The organism is Burkholderia puraquae (assembly GCF_002099195.1).
Classification (GTDB): domain Bacteria; phylum Pseudomonadota; class Gammaproteobacteria; order Burkholderiales; family Burkholderiaceae; genus Burkholderia; species Burkholderia puraquae.
Genome location: NZ_NBYX01000023.1, coordinates 50,708 through 69,449, shown reverse-complemented (window position 1 = coordinate 69,449; position 18,742 = coordinate 50,708). Strand labels below are relative to the sequence as shown.

Annotated in this window: 18 protein-coding genes; 6 read left to right on the top strand and 12 right to left on the bottom strand. The window is 67.2% G+C overall.

The features are described 5' to 3' along the window. Window positions 1-15 precede the first annotated feature (15 nt). The 3 genes from arsB to gstA are packed head-to-tail and all read right to left on the bottom strand — an operon-like array spanning window position 16 to window position 2,108. Entirely contained in the window at window positions 16-1,086 is a 1,071-nt protein-coding gene (arsB, locus tag B7G54_RS31335) for an ACR3 family arsenite efflux transporter (RefSeq protein WP_085042653.1), read from the bottom strand. Further along, window positions 1,083-1,415 carry an ArsR/SmtB family transcription factor gene (locus tag B7G54_RS31330; protein ID WP_085042650.1) on the bottom strand — a complete coding sequence of 111 codons (333 nt, stop codon included), beginning with the start codon at window positions 1,413-1,415 and terminating at the stop codon, window positions 1,083-1,085. Before B7G54_RS31330 ends, arsB begins: the two co-directional genes overlap by 4 nt. Before the next feature lie 60 nt (window positions 1,416-1,475). Next, complete coding sequence (gene gstA / locus B7G54_RS31325; RefSeq protein WP_085042648.1) at window positions 1,476-2,108, bottom strand: glutathione transferase GstA; 633 nt, start codon at window positions 2,106-2,108, stop codon at window positions 1,476-1,478. Window positions 2,109-2,244: 136 nt separating this feature from the next. Between gstA and B7G54_RS31320 the strand changes: the two genes are divergently transcribed. Both B7G54_RS31320 and B7G54_RS31315 read left to right on the top strand, forming a co-directional pair. Continuing rightward, window positions 2,245-2,637 carry a winged helix-turn-helix transcriptional regulator gene (locus B7G54_RS31320; RefSeq protein WP_085042646.1) on the top strand — a complete coding sequence of 131 codons (393 nt, stop codon included), beginning with the start codon at window positions 2,245-2,247 and terminating at the stop codon, window positions 2,635-2,637. A 25-nt stretch (window positions 2,638-2,662) separates the two neighbouring features. Next, window positions 2,663-3,031: a hypothetical protein gene (locus tag B7G54_RS31315; RefSeq protein ID WP_085042644.1), complete on the top strand. Its 369-nt coding sequence runs from the start codon at window positions 2,663-2,665 to the stop codon at window positions 3,029-3,031. On the opposite strand, the gene B7G54_RS31310 is transcribed toward B7G54_RS31315, so the two are convergent. Then, window positions 3,028-3,576, bottom strand: a complete 549-nt coding sequence (locus B7G54_RS31310) for a YbhB/YbcL family Raf kinase inhibitor-like protein (RefSeq protein WP_244289449.1) — start codon at window positions 3,574-3,576, stop codon at window positions 3,028-3,030. The genes B7G54_RS31315 and B7G54_RS31310 overlap by 4 nt on opposite strands. Before the next feature lie 222 nt (window positions 3,577-3,798). On the opposite strand from B7G54_RS31310, the gene B7G54_RS31305 reads away from it, so the two are divergent. Continuing rightward, complete coding sequence (locus B7G54_RS31305; RefSeq protein WP_085042642.1) at window positions 3,799-4,662, top strand: XAC2610-related protein; 864 nt, start codon at window positions 3,799-3,801, stop codon at window positions 4,660-4,662. A 182-nt stretch (window positions 4,663-4,844) separates the two neighbouring features. Next, window positions 4,845-6,230: an MFS transporter gene (locus B7G54_RS31300; protein WP_085042640.1), complete on the top strand. Its 1,386-nt coding sequence runs from the start codon at window positions 4,845-4,847 to the stop codon at window positions 6,228-6,230. A 49-nt stretch (window positions 6,231-6,279) separates the two neighbouring features. Here B7G54_RS31300 and B7G54_RS31295 read toward each other — a convergent pair whose 3' ends face one another. From B7G54_RS31295 to B7G54_RS31280, 4 genes are all read right to left on the bottom strand, one after another. Next, a complete protein-coding gene (locus B7G54_RS31295) occupies window positions 6,280-7,362 on the bottom strand; it encodes a C45 family autoproteolytic acyltransferase/hydrolase (protein WP_085042638.1) in 1,083 nt (360 codons plus the stop codon). A 125-nt stretch (window positions 7,363-7,487) separates the two neighbouring features. Further along, complete coding sequence (locus B7G54_RS31290; protein WP_085042636.1) at window positions 7,488-9,068, bottom strand: DUF3138 family protein; 1,581 nt, start codon at window positions 9,066-9,068, stop codon at window positions 7,488-7,490. 98 nt (window positions 9,069-9,166) lie between these two features. Then, window positions 9,167-10,282, bottom strand: a complete 1,116-nt coding sequence (locus B7G54_RS31285) for a polyamine ABC transporter substrate-binding protein (RefSeq protein ID WP_085042634.1) — start codon at window positions 10,280-10,282, stop codon at window positions 9,167-9,169. Window positions 10,283-10,498: 216 nt separating this feature from the next. Next, entirely contained in the window at window positions 10,499-12,229 is a 1,731-nt protein-coding gene (locus B7G54_RS31280; protein WP_085042632.1) for an amidohydrolase, read from the bottom strand. A 238-nt stretch (window positions 12,230-12,467) separates the two neighbouring features. On the opposite strand from B7G54_RS31280, the gene B7G54_RS31275 reads away from it, so the two are divergent. Continuing rightward, window positions 12,468-13,298, top strand: coding sequence for a helix-turn-helix transcriptional regulator (locus tag B7G54_RS31275; protein WP_085042630.1), 831 nt, complete (start codon window positions 12,468-12,470; stop codon window positions 13,296-13,298). Between the two features lie 15 nt (window positions 13,299-13,313). Here the strand turns inward: B7G54_RS31275 and B7G54_RS31270 are convergent, their stop codons facing one another. The 4 genes from B7G54_RS31270 to B7G54_RS31255 all read right to left on the bottom strand — a co-directional run bounded on the left by B7G54_RS31270 (window position 13,314) and on the right by B7G54_RS31255 (window position 17,543). Beyond that, entirely contained in the window at window positions 13,314-14,234 is a 921-nt protein-coding gene (locus tag B7G54_RS31270; protein ID WP_085042690.1) for a LysR family transcriptional regulator, read from the bottom strand. Between the two features lie 129 nt (window positions 14,235-14,363). Next, on the bottom strand, window positions 14,364-15,554 hold the full coding sequence (locus B7G54_RS31265; protein ID WP_085042628.1) for an MFS transporter: 1,191 nt from the start codon (window positions 15,552-15,554) through the stop codon (window positions 14,364-14,366). Between the two features lie 101 nt (window positions 15,555-15,655). Next, on the bottom strand, window positions 15,656-17,113 hold the full coding sequence (locus tag B7G54_RS31260; RefSeq protein ID WP_085042626.1) for an NAD(P)/FAD-dependent oxidoreductase: 1,458 nt from the start codon (window positions 17,111-17,113) through the stop codon (window positions 15,656-15,658). An 85-nt stretch (window positions 17,114-17,198) separates the two neighbouring features. Then, window positions 17,199-17,543, bottom strand: a complete 345-nt coding sequence (locus B7G54_RS31255; RefSeq protein ID WP_085042625.1) for a cupin domain-containing protein — start codon at window positions 17,541-17,543, stop codon at window positions 17,199-17,201. A gap of 199 nt (window positions 17,544-17,742) precedes the next feature. Between B7G54_RS31255 and B7G54_RS31250 the strand changes: the two genes are divergently transcribed. Continuing rightward, window positions 17,743-18,627 carry a helix-turn-helix transcriptional regulator gene (locus B7G54_RS31250; RefSeq protein ID WP_085042623.1) on the top strand — a complete coding sequence of 295 codons (885 nt, stop codon included), beginning with the start codon at window positions 17,743-17,745 and terminating at the stop codon, window positions 18,625-18,627. The last annotated feature ends 115 nt before the right edge of the window (window positions 18,628-18,742 follow it).

The window sequence follows — 18,742 nt, the reverse complement described above, 5'->3', positions numbered from 1 at the left end:
GATTCCTGAGTAATTTCAAGCGCGCTCGTACCAGCCCTTCGACCGGTTGACGACGCGCACGACGAGCAGCATGACCGGCACTTCGATCAGCACGCCGACGACGGTCGCAAGCGCCGCGCCGGAGTGGAAGCCGAACAGGCTGATGGCGGCCGCCACGGCCAGCTCGAAGAAATTGGACGCACCGATCAGCGCCGACGGACACGCGACGCTGTGCTTCTCGCCGACGATGCGATTGAGCCCGTACGCCAGCGCCGCATTGAAGAACACCTGGATCAGGATCGGCACCGCGAGCAGCGCGATCACCAGCGGCTGCTTCAGGATCGCCTCGCCCTGGAACGCGAACAGCAGCACCAGCGTCGCCAGCAGCGCGGCGATGGACCACGGGCCGATCTTCGCCATCGCCGCATCGAACGCCGCCTGCCCGTTCGCGAGCAGCCATCTACGCCACGCTTGCGCGAGGATCACCGGGATGACGATGTAGAGCACGACCGACGTGAGCAGCGTCGCCCACGGCACCGTGATGGCCGACATCCCCAGCAACAGGCCGACCAGCGGCGCGAACACGATCACCATGATGCTGTCGTTCAGCGCGACCTGCGACAGCGTGAACAGCGGATCGCCCCCCGTCAGCCGGCTCCACACGAACACCATCGCCGTGCACGGCGCGGCGGCCAGCAGGATCAGGCCGGCGATATAGCTGTCGATCTCGCCGGCCGGCAGCATCGGCGCGAACAGCTGCCGGATGAACAGCCAGCCGAGCAAGGCCATCGAGAACGGCTTGACGAGCCAGTTCACGACGAGCGTGACGCCGATCCCGCGGATGTGCTGCCGAACCTCATGCAGCGCACCGAAGTCGACCTTGACGAGCATCGGCACGATCATCACCCAGATCAGCAGCCCGACGGGCAGGTTGACCTGGGCGTACTCCATGCGGCCGATGCGCTGAAAGAGCCCGGGCAGCGCCTGGCCCAGCGCAATGCCGAGCACGATGCACAGCGCCACCCAGACGCTCAGGTAGCGCTCGAAGAAACCGATGGCGGGCCGGGCCCCCACGGCTTGCGGCCGCGCAACGTTCGAACCGGTCATGCGTCGCCTCCGCAACAGTCGGGTGCCGCCGGCACGCCGCACGCAACGCCGGCACAGCAGTTCTCGGTCAGGAACCCGACGAGCCCGCTCATCGATTCGAAATTCGCCGAGTAATAGATGAACCGGCCGTCCTGGCGCGCGGTGACCAGGTCGGCATGCGACAAATCCTTCAGATGAAACGACAGGCTCGACGGCGACAGCCCGATTTGCTGGGCGATCGCACCAGCCGGCAGCCCTTCGGGCCCGGCCACGACCAGCGCGCGGAAGATGGCCAGGCGCGCTTCATGGGCAAGCGCGCCCAGGGCGCGCACAACGAGATTGGAGTCCATGGCGCGAAGGATAACGCCATCGTTTCTATATTTCAAGTATTGTTGAAATGAAAATTCCAGCTACGCCGCCAGCCCCTCCGCCTCCAGCACCGCCCGCACCGCCGGCCGCGCCCGCACCCGCTCGTACCACGCACGCAGATGCGCATACCGGGTCAGGTCGATATCCGCGTGGTACACGGACCGCATCCATTCCGCCTTGCCCCAGCCCGTCAGCGCGAACAGGTACGCATCGGCCACCGTGAACGTGTCGCCCGTGACGAACGTCTTGCCTTCGAGCTGACGGTCGATCCAGGCGAAACGGCTGTCGAGCTTCGTTCTCGCCGGGTCGACGTATTTCCCTGCCTGCACCGCATACAGCAGCGGGATGAAGCCTTTGTGGATCTCGGTGCCGAGGAAGTTGAGCCACTCCATCAGCCGATAGCGTGCGAGCGAGCCGTAGGCGGGCGCGAGCCCCGCATCCGGACGCAGATCCGCGAGATACTGCGCGATCACCGGCCCTTCGCGCAGCAGCGTGCCGTCGTCGAGTTCGAGCAGCGGCACGTAGCCGAGTTCGGTCACATCGTAGTAATTGCGCCCGTCTTCAATGACATGCTTGCGCGCGTCGACCTTGATGACCTCCGCGTCGATGCCGCCTTCGCGCAGCACGATGCAGATGGCCTGGGAACAGCTTCCCGGAGCGTGATAGAGCTTCATGCGTGTCCTTCGTGAGTTGTCCATGTATCGATTCGCCGCGACGCGGGCGCTAATATCTCGCATCGGCGCAGCGCTGAGAAGACGGCAGTCGTTTGTGCCGTAGTCACAAAAAATTTACCGACCAGGATTCGGCACGATGAAAACGAGTGCGACAGGATGTTCCGTTGAAGAAGCGATGCGCCTGCTCGGCGGCCGCTGGCGGCTGCTGCTGGTGTCGTATCTGCTCGACGGGCCGCGGCGCTTCAGCGACCTGCGGCGCGACATGCCCGGCATCTCGCAACGGATGCTGACGCTCGACCTGCGCGCGCTGGAAGACGCCGGGCTCGTGCGGCGTACCGTCTATCCCGAGGTGCCGGTGCGGGTCGAGTACGACCTGACCGCCGACGGCGACCGGCTGCGGCCCGTGGTCGAAGTAATGCGCGAATTCGGGCTGTGGCTGAAGGCGCGCGATGCCGATGCATCGTGCGACACCGGCGTGACGCCCGGCGCGGCAGCCGCGATCGACACGGCCCTCCATTCGCCCCGATAACCCCCAACTCGCAGGAACCCCGTTCATGGAACTTCACGCCACCATCGGCGCGGCGACGTCCGATCTCGACGACGACGAAAGCTTCGCCAACATCTACTGCCACGACGCCGAGCAGGACTATTGCTTCGCGCTGTCGCGCTTTCCGGACGACGCGCTGATCGAAGTGATGGTGCGCGACCAGGTCAACGTGCGCGTCAAGGATCTGTCGGTGCGCCTGACGGACGACATGATCGACGTCGAGATCGAACCCGCCCTCGCCGCGCGTCTCGACGGCCAGACACGCTACATGATCCATCTCGCGCCCGGTCAATACGATCCGGTCACGCTGCGCGCCGCGCTGAAGGAGATCTTCGTCGGCAAGAACGGTTTTCAGGACGACAGTACGCGCGGCTAACGGCTCAAACGCACGGTCATCGCTGCCTGCGCGATGGCCTGGTAGTGCGCGGTGAAGCCGACGACCGCCGGCGTCGCGTCACGCTCGACCGGCAGCTTCGCCATCTTGAGCGCGGTCAGCGTGATGACGTAGCGATGCGTCTCGCCTTGCGGCGGGCACGGGCCAAGATAGCCGGCGTGGCCGGTGTCGTTCTTCATCGGGACGGCACCCGCCGGCAGCCTCGCAACGTCGTTGCCCGAACCAGACGCGATGCCACGGGCCGACGCCGGTATGTCGGCGACGACCCAGTGCCAGAATCCGGAGCCCGTCGGCGCGTCGGCATCGAACATCGTCAGCAAGTAGCTTTGCGTGCCCTCCGGAACACCGCTCCATCGTATGGATGGCGAAACGTTCTCGCCGTGGCAGCCAAAGCTGTCCGATACCTGTGCATGCTCGAACCCGCCACCGGCGAGCTCCGCGCTTTCGATCGAGAAATCGCCCGCCTGCGCCGTACCGGCAGCCATCATGACGGCACACAGGGCAAAACCGGGCTTGAACGTCTTCATCGTCAACCTCACCAGCGAGCAGGAATGGAACGGACATTCTTGCAACCGCGCCGACTCCGAACAAGGCGAGCAACGGTACCGGTATCGCGACTACCCGGCAGCGTCCTGCGACGTCTGCCCCGCTCGCGGAAACAGCCGGATGCCGGTACATTTCCGGCAAGCGGAAACCCGGCCCGGCCAGCGCTTCCGTCCTCATCCACGCCTTTCATGCCCGCTCCGACCATGACGCGCCCTTCGCGACTCCATTCACTGCTCCACCGCTCCATGCTGCTGCTCGCCGCCTGCGCATCGATCGCTCCCGCCGCGCACGCCGCCAAGCCGCTGCTCGCATTCAAGGTCGACGACACCGTCACAGCCCGCGTCGAACGCGCGGACAGCGCGCACATCACCGTGCGCTTCCTGCCGAGCGGCAAGACACAAACGCTCGACGTCACCGCCAGCGACGAGGAAGGCCACTATCACCTCTCGTCGGACGACTACAACTTCGACGGCCACCGCGATCTCGCCATGCACGCGACACTCGGCATGGTCAACGACAACTACGGCATCTACCTGTACGACCCGGCACGCCAACAGTTCGAGCCGCTGTACATGCCGGCGGGCAATATGCCGCATGGCAACTGCGACGACCTGGTCAACGTGGCCGCGAAGCCGAAAGAACGCACGCTGTACAGCTCGTGCCGCGGCGGCCCGATCTGGTACACCGATGCGTACCGCTACGATGCCAGCGGCAAGCTGTATCTGTACCAGTCCAGCGAAGCGATCCCTGACGACCTGCGCGACCTGCTCGACACCGATTCCGGCCCGTCGTCGATGCTGCTGACCTACGACGCGCAAGGCAAGCGCGTGTCGCGCCGCCCCGACGCATACGGCGGCGGCACCGTCACGTTCAAGGTGCGTCCGGCGCGACTGCCGCTGCACGACGCGATGAACGACGCACCCACGCGCCGCTACGTCGTCGCGGGCGACACGGTCGAGCTGATCGACACGAGCGCCGATTTCCAGTGGCTGAAGGTGCGGTATCGCAACCCGCATGCGGGCGCGGTGCAGGGCTGGGTCAGCGCGAAGGACGCGATGGCCAATTGATGCACGCGGCGGCGTGATCGCCGCTCATTCCCACATATTGAGCGCGTCACATCCCATTAATAGGGATGCCTGTTCAAATGTTGACGTGCTTCCCGCCACGGCTCTAACGTTCGCCCCAACGCCATTCGATTTGGCCGCCCCGCTCGCGGGTGACGGCCTGGCACAGAACACAGGAGACAACCGTGGCTCATTCCGCGTCGCGCACCCACGCCAATCCGCCGGAACAGTTGCCCGCACATGCCGGCATCGCATCCGATCCTGCCGCCCGTGCAGCCGCGGCGCAAACAACAGCGCCCAGCCGCAAGCGGCTGTTGATCCTCGCGTTGCTGTTCGTCACGGTCGTGATCAATTATCTCGACCGCAGCAACCTGTCGATTGCCGCGCCCGCGCTGTTCAAGGAACTGAACATCGATCCGGTGCGCGCGGGCCTCGTGTTCTCCGCGTTCGGCTGGACCTACGCGCTGATGCAGATCCCGGGCGGCTGGCTCGTCGACAAGGTGTCACCGCGCGTGCTGTATGCGGGCGCGCTTGCACTGTGGTCCGCCGCGACGCTGCTGCTCGGTTTCGCGGGCTCGTTCGTCGGGCTGATCGTGCTGCGCCTCGCAGTCGGCGCGCTCGAAGCGCCGGCGTACCCGATCAACAACCGCGTGGTGACGACCTGGTTCCCGACCCGCGAACGCGCAAGCGCGATCGGCGGCTACACGTCGGGCCAGTTCGTCGGCCTCGCGTTTCTCACGCCGGTGCTCGCATGGCTGCAGGTGCATCTCGGCTGGCACATGGTGTTCGTCGCGACCGGCCTTGCCGGCATCGGCTGGGCCGCGATCTGGTATGCGGTGTATCGCGAGCCGCGCGCGCTTCGCGGCGTCAACGCGGCCGAGATCGCACTGATCCGCGACGGCGGCGGCCTCGTGGATCTCGAAGACCGCGTCGCGGCGCGCAACGAACGCGCACCTTCGACGTGGCGCGACCTCGGCGTCGTGCTCGGCCGGCGCAAGCTGTGGGGCATCTATCTCGGCCAGTTCGCGCTGAACTCGACGCTGTGGTTCTTCCTCACGTGGTTCCCGACCTACCTCGTCAAGTATCGGGGAATGGATTTCATTAAGTCGGGCTTCCTCGCGTCGCTGCCGTTCCTCGCCGCGTTCGTCGGCGTGCTGTGCTCGGGCGTGCTGTCGGACTGGCTGATGCGCCGCGGCGCATCGCAGGGCTTCGCGCGCAAACTGCCGATCATCTCGGGGCTGCTGATCTCGACCTGCATCATCGGCGCGAACTACGTGAGGTCGACGGGCTGGGTGATCGCGTTCATGACGATCGCGTTCTTCGGCAACGGCTTCGCATCGATCACGTGGTCGCTCGTGTCGGGGCTCGCGCCCGCGCGGCTGATCGGCCTCACGGGCGGCGTGTTCAACCTGATCGGCAATCTTTCAGCGATCGCGACGCCGATCGTGATCGGGCTGCTGGTGGACGGCGCCGACTTCTCGCGTGCGATCACCTACATCGCCGCGATGGCGCTTGCGGGCAGCCTGTCGTACGGGCTGCTCGTCGGCAAGGTCGAACGTATCGACGCATAAGCGCCACGAGGGCAGCACGCGCGTGCCGCCCCGCTAGCCGCACGTCGCGTCAGAACCGCAGAGCCCCGTCGCGCGCGAGGTCGTGCGGATTGCCCGCCACGTAGTCGAGCGCGCACGCATCGGTGTCGATGCCGACGGTCAGCAGCGTTTCCCAGCGCTCGGTGTCGGGCATCGACAGGTCCGGATGAAAACACACGACGGCCTGATCGCCGGCCGCCCCGCACATCGCCGCCGCGCGGTCGCGCACATCGGCGCTCGTCATCCCGCTCACGACATCATTCAGGTGCGCGAAGCGCTCGCGCGTGGTCGAACTGTCCGGCATGCACTCGCCGCCGCTCAGTGCGCGATCGAGGAAATGGTTCGTATGCAGCAGCCAGCCGTCCGGACGCGGCACCACCACGCCGACGCCCGATGGGCTCAGCTCGATGCTCGCCGCGCGCGGGTTCGCGTCGTGCCGCGTGAACACGGTCAGCACCGTCGACGCGCTCACGCGTGCGGTACGGGCAAGTTCGATCGCCTCCTGCACCGTCGTCGCGTCTTCGAGCAGGCGCCGCGCAATCGCGTGCACGGGCACGCCGGCGCTGTCGTTGTCGCTCGCGTGATGCAGGATGTTGAAGTGCAGCCCGAGCCCCGCACTGTTCACGCCGAGCTTCGCCAGCATCCCGAATTCGGAAAACAGCTTGACGGTGCGGCCGTGCGGCGTGGCGAACCGTATCAGCAGCCCCTGCGGCGCGAGGGTATCGTGCCAGTCCCACGTCTGCAGCGTGCGCGGCGCGTGCGGGCCGGCCGGCGCGTAGACGGCTGTCGAGCACTCGCCTTCGGCCGACGCGGGCGCGGTCGCGGTCGCGAGAATCTCGGTGCGCGCGTTCAGGCATGCGAGCTGCCAGCGCGGCAGGTCGACACCATCGGCGATCGCCTCGACTTCGGCGGCGAGGCGCGGGCACCAGGCACCGAGCGCGGCCAGGCTCGCTTCGCCGATCTCCCGTGCGCGCTGCGGCGCGATGCCGAGCTTCGGGAAGAACGCAAGGTAAAGCGCGACCGTCTCGCGGATCTCCGGCGCGAAGCGCTCGCCGATCAGGCGGCCGCGCTCGCGCGGATCGGTGACGTCGGTCACGAAGGTGTGCAGCTTCAAGGTCAACTCTCCTGTGTGAAATGCGCTCCGGGCCTGCGCGGCCCGGAACGTGATGCATGGCGCAGCCGATCTACCGGCACGCGCGCCGGCCGGAACGATGAGAACGGTCAGAACGGTCAGAACGGTCAGAACGAATAGATGAACTGCATCCCGGCCAGGTCGTTGCTGCGCGCGTACGTGCCGTCGTTCTTCAGGAATACCGGATGGTTCGCCGCGTCGTGGCGGTATTCGAGCTTCACGGTGATTTGCTGCGTCGGATAGAACAGCAGGTCGGCCGTGATCGCATAACGCTGCGCGCCCTTGCACTCGGTGCCGTTCGTCGACGAGCCCTGGAAGCACGCCGGATCGATACCGAAGCCGCTCGACCCGTTCACCGACGGATTGCCGCCCGCGAGCCCGTACTGGATGTTCGTGCCGCCGCCGCCGTTCGACGTGTTGTTCAGGTAGTCGAAGCGCAGCGTCGCACCCATGCGGCCGACCCACGACGTCGTCCACTTCGTATGGCCGAGCAGCGACATCCCGTACCAGCGCGCGGTGCCGCCGTTCCATGCCCCCTTCTGCAGCTCGCCGTAGTCGACCTGCGCGTTGACCTGCGTCTTGTCGTGCGTATAGGTCATGTCGGCTTCCACGTACTTGTAGAGGCCGGTCGGCGACGAGCCGTTGCACTGGTAGCCGTAGCCGCCCGCCTGCGCGCACGGCGAAAACAGCGACTGCCGGCCCAGCATCCCGGAGAGGCCGAAGTCGAAGGCGGTCGACGTCGCGTTGTCGAAGCGCGCGGTGATCGTCGGCGTCCAGTTGGTCTTCGTCGTGTTGTTCGCCGCGTTCGCGATCGCGCCGGCGGTGCGCAGCACCTCGTTGCCGATCACGACCTGCCAGAAGCGCGTCATCGCCGCGTTGGAGCCCTTCAGCCCGACGCCGATCAGGTTGCCCGGCTCGCTGAAGTCGTACAGCAGCCCGTGCGTGAGCGTCAGCATCTGGGTCGACGGCTGCACCTCGTAGCCGGCGAGGCTCGGCATCATCCCGATCTCGAAGGTGCGCGTCGTGCCGAGCGGCACGTTGACCACCGCCTGCGTGACGATGTTGTTGCCGATGCCGCCGTGCGAATTGCTGAACACGTTGCCGAAGCCGCGGTTCGGCTGGATCACGACCTCCGCCGACGGCGCCATCGGGCCGACGCCGAAAGTCTTCTTGATGTCGAGGTAGACGTCGCCGATCGTGCTGTTGAAGTAGTCGTACGCGCCCGGGTCGTGGTTCAGGAACTGGAAGCCGGACGTGCGCTGCGCCCGGTTGAACAGGTACACGGGATCGACGTAGCCGGTGATGCTCAGGCCCGCGAGCGGGCCGGTGGTCGCCGCTTCCTGCAGCGAGTCGACCTTCAGCGACGCGTTCGCGATCTGCTCGCGCATCTGCTGCAGGTCGTCGTTCGTGAACGCCGGGGCCGAATCGGGTGCGGGCGCAGCGGCGGACGCCGTATCGATCGAACCGATCTTCGCGCCGCCCGATGCGGCGGTGGCGGTCGCTGCGGCGCCGGGCGCCTTCGCGGCCAGCATGCTCGCGCGCAGCTCGTTCACCTGCTGCTGCAGCGCGGTGACCTGCGCCTGCAGCGCCTTCATCTTGCTCGCGTCGGTCGCCTGCGATGTGTGCGCGAATGCCGAGGCTGCTTCGAACGCGAGCAGGCACAGCGCCGTCATGTGTTTGATTTTCATGTCGTGGGTGGTCGTCGGGACGCGCGCGCCCCCGCCCGCCGCGATGAGCGGCGGGGCGCGCGAAAGGTGGGCGGGAGTCGGGTGGAGCGGCGGCCGGCCTACTCGGTCTTCAGCTTCGTCCAGAGCCGGTTCTGCAGCCGCATCAGCTCAGGCGGAACCGGCTTGCTGAGGCTCAGCTTGCGGATCACGTCGGCGGGCGGGAACACGGCCGGATCGCTCGTCACTTCGGCACGCACGAGGTGCTTCGACGACGGCACCGCCGACGGATACGACGTGTCGTTGGTCAGGTTCGCGCTCTCCTTCTCCGACAGCACGAAGTTGACGAACTTCAGCGCGGCGTCCGGATGCGGCGCATCCTTCGGTACCGCCATCATGTCGAACCACATCGCACTGCCCTCGGTCGGGATCACGTACTTGATGTGATACGGCTTCTTCGCGGAGGCGGCCGCGATCCGCGCCGAGTTCACGTCGCCCGACCAGCCGAGCGCGAGGCAGATGTCGCCGCCCGCGAGATCGTTGATGTAGCTGCTCGAATTGAACTGCGTGATGTACGGCCGCACCGTCTTCAGCAGCTCGTATGCGGCCTGGTAGTCGGCCGGGTTCGTCGTGTTCGGATCCTTCTTCAGGTAGACGAACGCCATCCCGAACGCATCGACCGGCGAGTCGAGCATCGATACGCCGCAGTGCTTCAGCTTCTGCGCGTACTTCGGGTCGAACAGCAGCGCCCAGCTGTCGAGCGGCGCGTCGTTGCCGAGTGCGGCCTTCACCTTCTCGACGTTCATCCCGAGCCCGTCGGTGCCCCACGTCCACGGAATGCCGAACTGGTTGCCCGGATCGTCCTTCGCGAGCACCTTCATGATTTCCGGATCGAGCAGCCCGTAGTTCGGCATCTGGCTCTTGTCGAGCTTGCGGTAGAGGCCGGCCTGCAGCTGCCGCGCCCAGAAGATGTCGGACGGCACGACGACGTCGTAGCCCGACGTGCCCGACAGCAGCTTCGCCTGCAGCGTCTCGTTCGAATCGAACTCCTGGTAGACCACCTTGATGCCGGTCGCCTTCTCGAAGTTCGCGATCGTCGCCTTGCCGATCGAGTTGCCCCAGTTGTACACGTTGACGACGTCCGCCGCGTGCGCAGCCGGCGCGCCGGCCCACAGGACGCCGCCCAGCGCGAGCGCCGCGCATGCCGTTCCCAGATGCTTGCTCCCATCCCCTGCCATGGTTTCCTCCGTCGATATCATGATCCGCTCGCGATGAGCGGTGTGTGCTTCGGTCCGGGAAAATGTAGCCAGAGGAAATTGGCCGGTCTGCCCTGCCAATAGGGGGACACGCCGCACAATCGGGGCATCCGGTTGCGGGCGGATGCCCCGATCGGGCCAACATGGAGGCGTTTCGAAAGCATCCGTCACCGCTTCGTCAGGTCAGCCGGCGACCGCTCAGGATGCCTGCACGCCCGTGCGCGCGCCGAAGCCGTCGCCCACGTGCGTGACGCGGCCGTCCATCATCGTCAGCGCGACGTCGATGCGGCCGATGTCGTACTGGCCGACCTCGAACAGGTCGTGCTCGAGCACGACGAGATCCGCGCGCTTGCCGGGCGTGAGCGAGCCGACCTCGTGCTCCATCCCGAGCTGGTACGCGCCGTGGATCGTGTATGCGGCGATCAGCTGCGGAATGCTCAGGCGCTCGGCGATGTCCGGGAACACCGGCGCATCGGGCTCGCCCGCGAGCTGGCGCGTATGGCCCGACTCGATGTGTTCGAGCGGCTTGTGCTGGCAGCGGCACTGGCACGCAAGGCCGTCCATGCCGATCGACACCGTCACGCCTTCGTCGAGGAACGTGCGGAACTTGTACATGTTGCTCCAGCGCGTGTGGCCGTAGTGGTCGCGCAATTGTTCGGTGTACGCGTCGACCACGCCCCACTGCAACTGCGTGTTTGCCATCACGCCCGCGCGGCGGAAGCGCGGGATGTCGTCCGGATGCGTGAGGAACGCGTGCGTGATCACATGGCGGCGATCGCGCGGCGGGTTCGTGCGGTTGACCGCGTCGAAGCCGTCGAGCGCCATCCGCACGGCCGCGTCGCCGACGCAGTGGACCATCACGTTCGCGTTCACGCGATCGGCTTCGAGCAGATAGCGGTTGAACGTGTCGGCCGGCATCGTCGGCGCGCCGCGGGTGTCGGGGCGGTCCGCGTACGGTTCGAGCAGGTACGCGGTGTGGTTCGCCTCGGTGCCGTCGAGGAACAGCTTCAGCGCGCGCGCCTTCACGAGCGGCGAATCGTACTGCGCGCGATACCTGACCAGCGTGCCGACCGGATCGTCGATCTCGCCGATCACCGCGACGCTGCCGACCACGCGCAGCTTCAGGTCGCCCGCGCGTTCCATCGTCTGCAGCGTCTCGTACAGCAGCGACTGGTCGCCGCTCGGATCGAAGAAGCCCGCGTCGAACACGGTCGTCACGCCCGCGGCGCACAGCTTCTTCTGCCACGGCGGGATCGATTTCAGGTACAGGTCGATGCCGGTCGGCAGCAGGCCGGCCGCGCTGATTCGCTGCATCAGCAACGAATACGCGGCGCCATCGACGATCAGGCCGGTCGGCTCGCCGGTCGCCGCGTCCTTCTCGAACCAGCTCGCGCCTTCCTGCACGGCCGGCGTCGATGCGTCGATGCCGGCGATCTCCAGCGCCTTCGAGTTCACCCACATCGAATGGAAATCGGTCGACAGCAGGCACACGGGGCGATCCGCGCAGATCGCGTCGAGCGTCTCCTTGCGCAGCAGCGCCGACGGAATCGTCGCCTGCACCCAGCCCATCCCGGTGATCGCCGGCTCGTCCGGATGCGACTCGACGTACGCGCGCAGCGCGGCGAGCACCTTCTGCGGATCCTCGTAGTTCACGAACGCCTGGAACGCGAAGGCGGTCGTCTCGAAGTGCCAGTGCGATTCGACGAAGCCCGGCAGCACGAGCCGGCCGGCCGCCTCGACGACTTTCGTATCCGCGCCGACGTACGCCTGCACGGCCGCCGTATCGCCGACGTGGACGATCCGGCCGTCGCGCACGGCGACGGCCTGCGCCCACGGCTTGTGCGGATCGACGGTATAGACCTTCGCGTTGACCAGAACGAAATCCGCCGGTGCCGAATCCTTTGCGGCGGGCGTCGGTTGCATCTGCATGGCCTGTCCTTTCTGTTGATCAGGTTTTCGAAGTGCTTTCACTATAGGCAGACGATTCGCGGCGGTATGCCCCCCCGCTGCGGGGGCTCGGGCGAATTCCGGCCGCCGCGCGCACGGTCTTGTCGTCGTTTTGGGGACAACGCGCGAAATCCGCGGGGCGAATCCGGTGAATTCCCGGCTGACGCGGGTACGGCGTTCGCGTAACGTCGCGCTGTCCCCTGACCGCCCACGCCCGACCATGCGACTTCTCCAGCCCGACCCGGCCGCCCGCGGCCACTACCTGATCGGCGTGCGCCCCGACACGCTCGGCGCGACGCTGCGCGCGGTCGGCACGCCGGATTTCGTCGGCGCGGTCACGGCGTTCGTCAACGACAGCATCGACGCCGACGCCGTGCACCTCGAACGCTGGCGCGCGGACACGAGCAGCACGTCGGGCTTCGTCGTCGAATGGCTCGGCAGCGGCAGCCTGCGCTTCGCGGCCGATACGCTGCGCGTGATGGATGTCTATTACCAGGACTACTGCCAGGTCGACCCGCTGGTCGCGCCGCTGCGCGGCAAGGCCGGTACGCTGCTGGTGCAGCGCCATGTCGACGGCATCGCGCACGGCGAATTCCGCCGCCGGATCTTCGACGAGCCCGGCATCGCGCAGGAGTGCCTGCTCGTGCACGGCAACGCACACCTGCAGTACGCGCTCGGGCTCGCGCGCACCGTCGGGCGGGCCGCGTTCAGCACGGACGAGCTGTTCCACTTCCGGCAGATGGTCGACCTGCTGTTCCCGATGTTCGAGCTGCACGCGCGCACCTGCGCGGCACGGCGCGTGGCGGCGGTGTCGGTGAATGCCGCGTCGCAGGCGAGCTTCGACGCGCGCCTGGAACGGCAGGACGTGCAGCTGTCGCGCCGCGAGCACGAGATCTGCCGGCTGATGCTGTGCGGGCGCTCGGTGCCCGAGGCCGCGCAGCAGCTCGACGTGAAGCTGTCGACGGCCGAGTCGTACGTGAAGCGCGCGTTCGCGAAACTCGGCGTGCGCACGCGCCGCGAGCTGTTCGACTGGGTGCTGGTCGACTGCTGAACGCGCGACGCCCGCTTATGCGGCCAGCGCGGCCGCCTTGATGTTGAATGCGCGCAGCAGGTCCTCGCAGAACGCGTCGACGATCGGCTTGTCGCTCGCGCTGCGCCTCATCGCGAGATGCAGCGGCACGTCGAAGCTGAACGTCGCGCGGCCGACGGCCTTTACGAGCCCGCGCTGCTCGAACGGCTCCGCGTAGTGCGCGGGCAGGTAGCCGAGATGGCCGCCCGACAGGATCAGGATCGTCGCGGCCTCGATGCTGTCCGCGCTCGCGGTCACGCGCCGCTCGGGCAGCGGATATTGCTCCTCCGGCACCGGATAGGTGCGCCAGACCCAGTCGTGAAGCTGCAGGTCGTCCGCCGTCACGGGCCGCGACGCATGGAACAGCGGGTGCCCGCGCCCGCAGTAGATCGCCTGCTGCTCGGTGAAGAGCGGCGTGTAGAGCAGCCCCGGCACGCGATGCCAGAAATAGCCGATCGCGAGATCGAGCTGGTTGTTGACGAGGCTTTCCTCCAGCTCCTGCGGCGACGCCACCTTCATCGCGAACGTGACGGCCTGGTCGCGCTTGCGGAATGCACCGATCGCATCGGCCACGCGCGCGTTCTCGACGAGCGGCGCCTGGCCGATCAGGCCGATCGACAGCGTGCCGACCAGCTTGCGGTCGATGTCGCGCACGCGCGCGACGAATTCGGAAGTCGCCGCGACGAGCGTGCGCGCGGTGGCCGCGAAGCGTTCGCCCTTCGACGTCAGGCGAAAGCCGCCGCGCCCGCGATCGCACAGCTTGAAGCCGACGCGCGCCTCGAGCGCCGACAGCTGCGTGCTGATCGTCGACTGCCGCACGCCGAGCGACGCCTCGGCAGCCGTGATGCCGCGTGCGTCGACGACGGCCAGAAAAACCCGGATGAGCCGGAGATCGAGATCGGAGGTATTCGAGAACATGCTTCCAGCCGCTGCGCCTGTGCGCGTTGCCCGGCCCGCACGACGCGCATCGCACGCCACGCCGGCCGCCTTCGCCGATGAACCGAACCGGACGCGCGCCGCCATCGGCAGCGGCGCGCATCGCAACCGTCATTCAGGTGCCGCTGCAAGCGCGCGTTCCATGCCGAACACGGCTGGCCGCAGCCGCCGGTAGCAGAGGAACGCCACCGCGCACAGCACGATCGCCGCGATCAGCGCCGGCTGCGTGCCCGCGCTCTCGATCAGCGAGCCGCCCGCGACCGAGCCGACGCCATAGCCGAGCGCGACGCAGCCCGGCGACAGCGCGGCCGATTTGCCGACCAGGTCGTACTGCGGAATCGTCGCGTAGATCAGCAACGCGCCGCCGGTCCAGCAGCCGATGAACACGATCGCGCCGAGCGTGAACGTCGCGGCCGATGCCGGCATCGCGAGCAGCACGGCCGCGACCGCGCAGCCGCCGAGGTTCACGAGCGCCCAGCGGCGCAGGCCCGCTCCCGCGCCGAGTGTCGGCATCGCCGCGCAGATCACGAGGCTCGCGATGTTCGCGATACCGAGCACGAGCGAGACCGACTTGCCGCTCAGGCCAGCATCGGTGCCGATCTTCTCGAGGAAGGTCCACACGACGCCGACGCCGCCGTACAACGCGAGCTGCGCACACAGCACGAGCATCGCGCCCTTGCGGTCGATGCGGCCGGCCACGCCGGCCGGCGCCGGTGCGGCCATCGTCTCGCCGCGGCGAAACAGCGGCGTCGCGAGCACGAACATGCCGAGCACGCACGCGACGAACCCGAACACGCCGTGCGCGCCCCATGCATCGCTCAGCATCGGGAAGATGTAGGCCAGCAGCACCATGCTCCACGTCACCTGCCCCATCAGCATGATCCCGAGATTGCGTTCCGGCGCGCGCGAATACGATAGGTAGCGCAGCGCGATGCCGTTCAACCCGCCCGAGCCGACGCCCGCGATGAACTGCAATGCCGAATACGCGACGAGCCCGTGCGTCGCGAGCGTGCCGAGGTTCGCGCCGGCCGCGAGCGCCACCGCGCCTGCGAGCACCCACCGGACCGGCTGGCGCCCGAGCACGAACGCGACGAGCAGCGTGCCCGTCGATTCACCGAGCACCTCGATGAAGCTCGACAGCCCGAGCGCCGCTTCGCCGAAGCCCCAATGACGCTCGACCTGCCCGACGATCGCGGGCAGGCCGAGGAAGACCGTCGGCCCAAGCACGCCGAGCAGCAGCATCACGACGACGAACAGCGCGCTTTCCTGTCGCGCCTCATCCTGCAGGTTGACTACATTCATCTGGTGTCTCTCTCCGTGTCCGCGGCGCGGACCGTCTCCTCTGGGGATCGTTCCTGGTGTCGCCATGGCGGCGGCCTGGTGCGTGGCCGCCGCGCCGTCGTTTACATCGGGAAACCCATCGCCTTGAGGCCGCTGATCCACGCGCGCTTCCAGCCGCCTTCCGCATCCGCGCCGTCGAACGCATGGAACGTGATCTTCGCGGCGACCCAGCGCATCGGCTCGGGCGGGATGTAGCTCGGGCTCTGGTTCGCGATGTCGAGCTTGCGCTCGGGGCTGTCGCGATCGAACAGGATGTTCAGCCCCATGAACGCGCCGAACCGGCTCGCCGCGACGCCGAAGCCCGTATAGCCGGCGACGAACACGGCCTTGTCGCCGAGATAGCGCTTCGCGAACACCGAGCCGCGCGAGCAGTAGTCGATCGGGCCGCCCCACGCGTGCGAGAAGCGCACGTCGCTCAGTTGCGGGAACGTGCGGTAGAACGCTTCCGCGAGCCGGTAGTACGTTTCGCGCTGGCCGTCCTGGTGCGGCTCCGGATCGCCGTCGAAGTGATAGCTGACGAGGCCGCCGAAGATGATGTTGTTGCTCTTCGTCAGCCGGAAATAGTTGAGCTGCGTGCGCGTGTCGTACACGCCCTGGCGGTTCTTCCAGCCGATCCGCGCGAGCTGCTCGTCGGTGAGCGGCTCGGTTGCGAGCACGTGGTCGCGCACCTGCATCACGCGGCGGTTGATGTCGGGAATCCCGACCTTCGCGGTGCCGCTGCCGAACACGACACGCGGCGCGCGCACGCTGCCCTTCGGCGTCTTCACATACACCGTGCTGCCTTCGTCGGTCACGGTCACGAGCGGCGTGTGTTCATGAAGCTTCACGCCGAGCGACAGCGCCGCGCGCTTCAGCCCCCACGCGAGCTTCGCCGGGTGCACGATCCCGCTGCGGTTGCGCGACCACAGCGCGCCCGCGAACAGCGGCGAATTCAGTTGGTCGAGCGTTTCTTCGCGGTTCAGCAGCACGACGTCGTGGCCGTACTCGCGATGCAGGTCATGGTCGCCCTTCAGGTGCGCGATATGCTCGGGATCGACCGCGACCGTCATCTCGCCGTTCCACTCGATATCGGCGTCGATGTCGTAGCGCTTCAGCGTGTCCTCGAAGCCGTCGAGGTTGCGATGGCCGAATGCCTCGAGCTGCGCGATGTCGTTCGGGAACACGCGCACCGCGTTCGGCAGCCCGTGCATCACCGACGTCGAGATGATCCCGCCCGCGCGGCCCGATGCGCCGTGCGCCACCTTGCCGGCCTCGATCAGCACCACGTTCAGGTGCGGCATCTGCTCCTTCGCCTGCACCGCCGACCACAGCCCCGTGAAGCCGCCGCCGACGATCAGCAGGTCGGCCGTCACGTCGCCGACGAGTTCCGGCTCGACGGCCGGCGCGGCCGGATTGTCGAGCCAGTACGGGAACAGCTTCGTATTCGCGAGCGCCGCCTCGACGCCCAGTGCGACCGGCGCGTCACGCATTGCGTGCGCCTGCACCGGTGCAGTCTCTCTTGCCTTGACTTCCATTTCCATGATCCCAGCCATCACACGCGAAAAACGAAGCCGCCGCCGGGCGCGCGTCACACGGACGACGACACCACGACGGCGGCTTCCGACATCACGACTTCTCGAGCAGCACGTAGAACTTCTTCGCGTCCTCGATCGTCTCCCAGCGGCCCGCGAAGCCGGCCGGCAGCAGGTAGCCCTGGCCTGGCGCGAATTCCTTGCGGTTGCCTTCGACGTCGGTCAGCGCGATCCGGCCCTCGACGAGCCACACGGCTTCGTCGGCCGCGGTGTCCGGAAACTCCACCGAGCCGGCCTTGCCTTCCCACCAGCCGACGATGTAGTTGCCGCTCTTGCCTTCCGCCGCGCGCCAGTCGCTTTCGTCCATCCCGAAGTCGAGCTTCGTGAATTCGCCAATGCCTGCGCCGAGCGGCAGGATGTCCTTGATCAGTTTGGTCATCTGAACTTTTCGTCTCTTGATTGAAAAAAGCAGAGGCAAAGTTACTCATTTACACTGCCCCGGTATGCCCCCCTCCGGGGGGGACAAGCGGTGTTTTCCGGGGGCGAACGGGTCGGCAGGACAACCGACGGTGTTTCCCCCTAATGACGTTTTTCGTTGCCGACGCTACAATCGCGCCGCCTTTCACCCGGGGAACCGCATGCTGCTCAACGTGAACCCCTTCCACCGCGACAACGACCGCTTCAACGTGTCGTTCAAGGCGCTGGGCGAGCTGATCGAGACGGTCGGCACGCCGCACTTCGTGCCGCGCCTCACGCAACTGCTCAACGAAGTGGTGCCGCTCGACGTCGCGCACGTCGAACGCTCGCGCGTCGACGGCTCGATGCCCACCGGCTACCGATGCGAATGGATCGGCAGCAGCGGCATCGATACCGAATCCACCGAAATCTCCGACGTGATGACGCTCTACTACGAGCGCTTTCTCGACAGCGACCCGCTGTTCGCGGGGCTGCGCGGCAAGACGGGCACGATGCTCGTCGTGCGCGACATCGCGGCGATCCCGCCCGGCGAATTCCGCCAGCGGCTGTTCGACGACGTGCGTATCGGGCACGAATGCGTGCTCGCACGCGGCACGCGCTATTCGCAGCATTCGATCGCGCTGGAGCGCGGCCGCGACCGGCCGCCGTTCACGCTCGCCGAGATGAACCGCTTTCGCAGCATCAGCGACGTGCTGTTCCCGCTGCTCGAACTGCATGCGTCGACCACGGCGGTGCGGCGCGTCGCGCACCCGACGCCCGAAGTCCATCCGCTCGCGCAGTTCGATGCGCGGATCGCGGCCGACGGCGTGAAGCTGTCGAAGCGCGAATACGAAACCTGCAAGCACCTGCTCTCCGGCAAGACCGTGCCCGAGACGGCCGGGATCCTCGGCGTGCGCGTCGCGTCGGCCGAGTCGTACGTGAAGCGCGCGTTCGCGAAGCTCGGCGTGCGCACGAAGCGCGAACTCGCCGCGTGGGGTTCGGCAACGGCCGCGTTTCCTTCCGCCGGATCTCACGACGGCGCCGCGCCGCCGGCCATCCCGCGCTGACGCGGCCCGGCCTCGCCGCGCGGCCGCGTTCGGTTGCGCCGCGTCGATGCGGCGGCGCCACTCGCATCGACGCCCGTCGATGTAAACGTTGCGACTTCAAAATCTTCGCGCGAGT

What these genes read in the sequence shown, in the direction of transcription:
- B7G54_RS31330 (WP_085042650.1), bottom strand. Translation starts at nt 1,415, where the DNA reads ATGGACTCCAATCTCGTTGTGCGCGCCCTGGGCGCGCTTGCCCATGAA.
- B7G54_RS31275 (WP_085042630.1), top strand. Translation starts at nt 12,468, where the DNA reads ATGCGACTTCTCCAGCCCGACCCGGCCGCCCGCGGCCACTACCTGATC.
- B7G54_RS31305 (WP_085042642.1), top strand. Translation starts at nt 3,799, where the DNA reads ATGACGCGCCCTTCGCGACTCCATTCACTGCTCCACCGCTCCATGCTG.
- B7G54_RS31315 (WP_085042644.1), top strand. Translation starts at nt 2,663, where the DNA reads ATGGAACTTCACGCCACCATCGGCGCGGCGACGTCCGATCTCGACGAC.
- B7G54_RS31265 (WP_085042628.1), bottom strand. Translation starts at nt 15,554, where the DNA reads ATGAATGTAGTCAACCTGCAGGATGAGGCGCGACAGGAAAGCGCGCTG.
- B7G54_RS31320 (WP_085042646.1), top strand. Translation starts at nt 2,245, where the DNA reads ATGAAAACGAGTGCGACAGGATGTTCCGTTGAAGAAGCGATGCGCCTG.
- gstA (WP_085042648.1), bottom strand. Translation starts at nt 2,108, where the DNA reads ATGAAGCTCTATCACGCTCCGGGAAGCTGTTCCCAGGCCATCTGCATC.
- B7G54_RS31280 (WP_085042632.1), bottom strand. Translation starts at nt 12,229, where the DNA reads ATGCAGATGCAACCGACGCCCGCCGCAAAGGATTCGGCACCGGCGGAT.
- B7G54_RS31290 (WP_085042636.1), bottom strand. Translation starts at nt 9,068, where the DNA reads ATGAAAATCAAACACATGACGGCGCTGTGCCTGCTCGCGTTCGAAGCA.
- B7G54_RS31285 (WP_085042634.1), bottom strand. Translation starts at nt 10,282, where the DNA reads ATGGCAGGGGATGGGAGCAAGCATCTGGGAACGGCATGCGCGGCGCTC.
- B7G54_RS31310 (WP_244289449.1), bottom strand. Translation starts at nt 3,576, where the DNA reads ATGAAGACGTTCAAGCCCGGTTTTGCCCTGTGTGCCGTCATGATGGCT.
- B7G54_RS31270 (WP_085042690.1), bottom strand. Translation starts at nt 14,234, where the DNA reads ATGTTCTCGAATACCTCCGATCTCGATCTCCGGCTCATCCGGGTTTTT.
- B7G54_RS31260 (WP_085042626.1), bottom strand. Translation starts at nt 17,113, where the DNA reads ATGGAAATGGAAGTCAAGGCAAGAGAGACTGCACCGGTGCAGGCGCAC.
- B7G54_RS31255 (WP_085042625.1), bottom strand. Translation starts at nt 17,543, where the DNA reads ATGACCAAACTGATCAAGGACATCCTGCCGCTCGGCGCAGGCATTGGC.
- arsB (WP_085042653.1), bottom strand. Translation starts at nt 1,086, where the DNA reads ATGACCGGTTCGAACGTTGCGCGGCCGCAAGCCGTGGGGGCCCGGCCC.
- B7G54_RS31250 (WP_085042623.1), top strand. Translation starts at nt 17,743, where the DNA reads ATGCTGCTCAACGTGAACCCCTTCCACCGCGACAACGACCGCTTCAAC.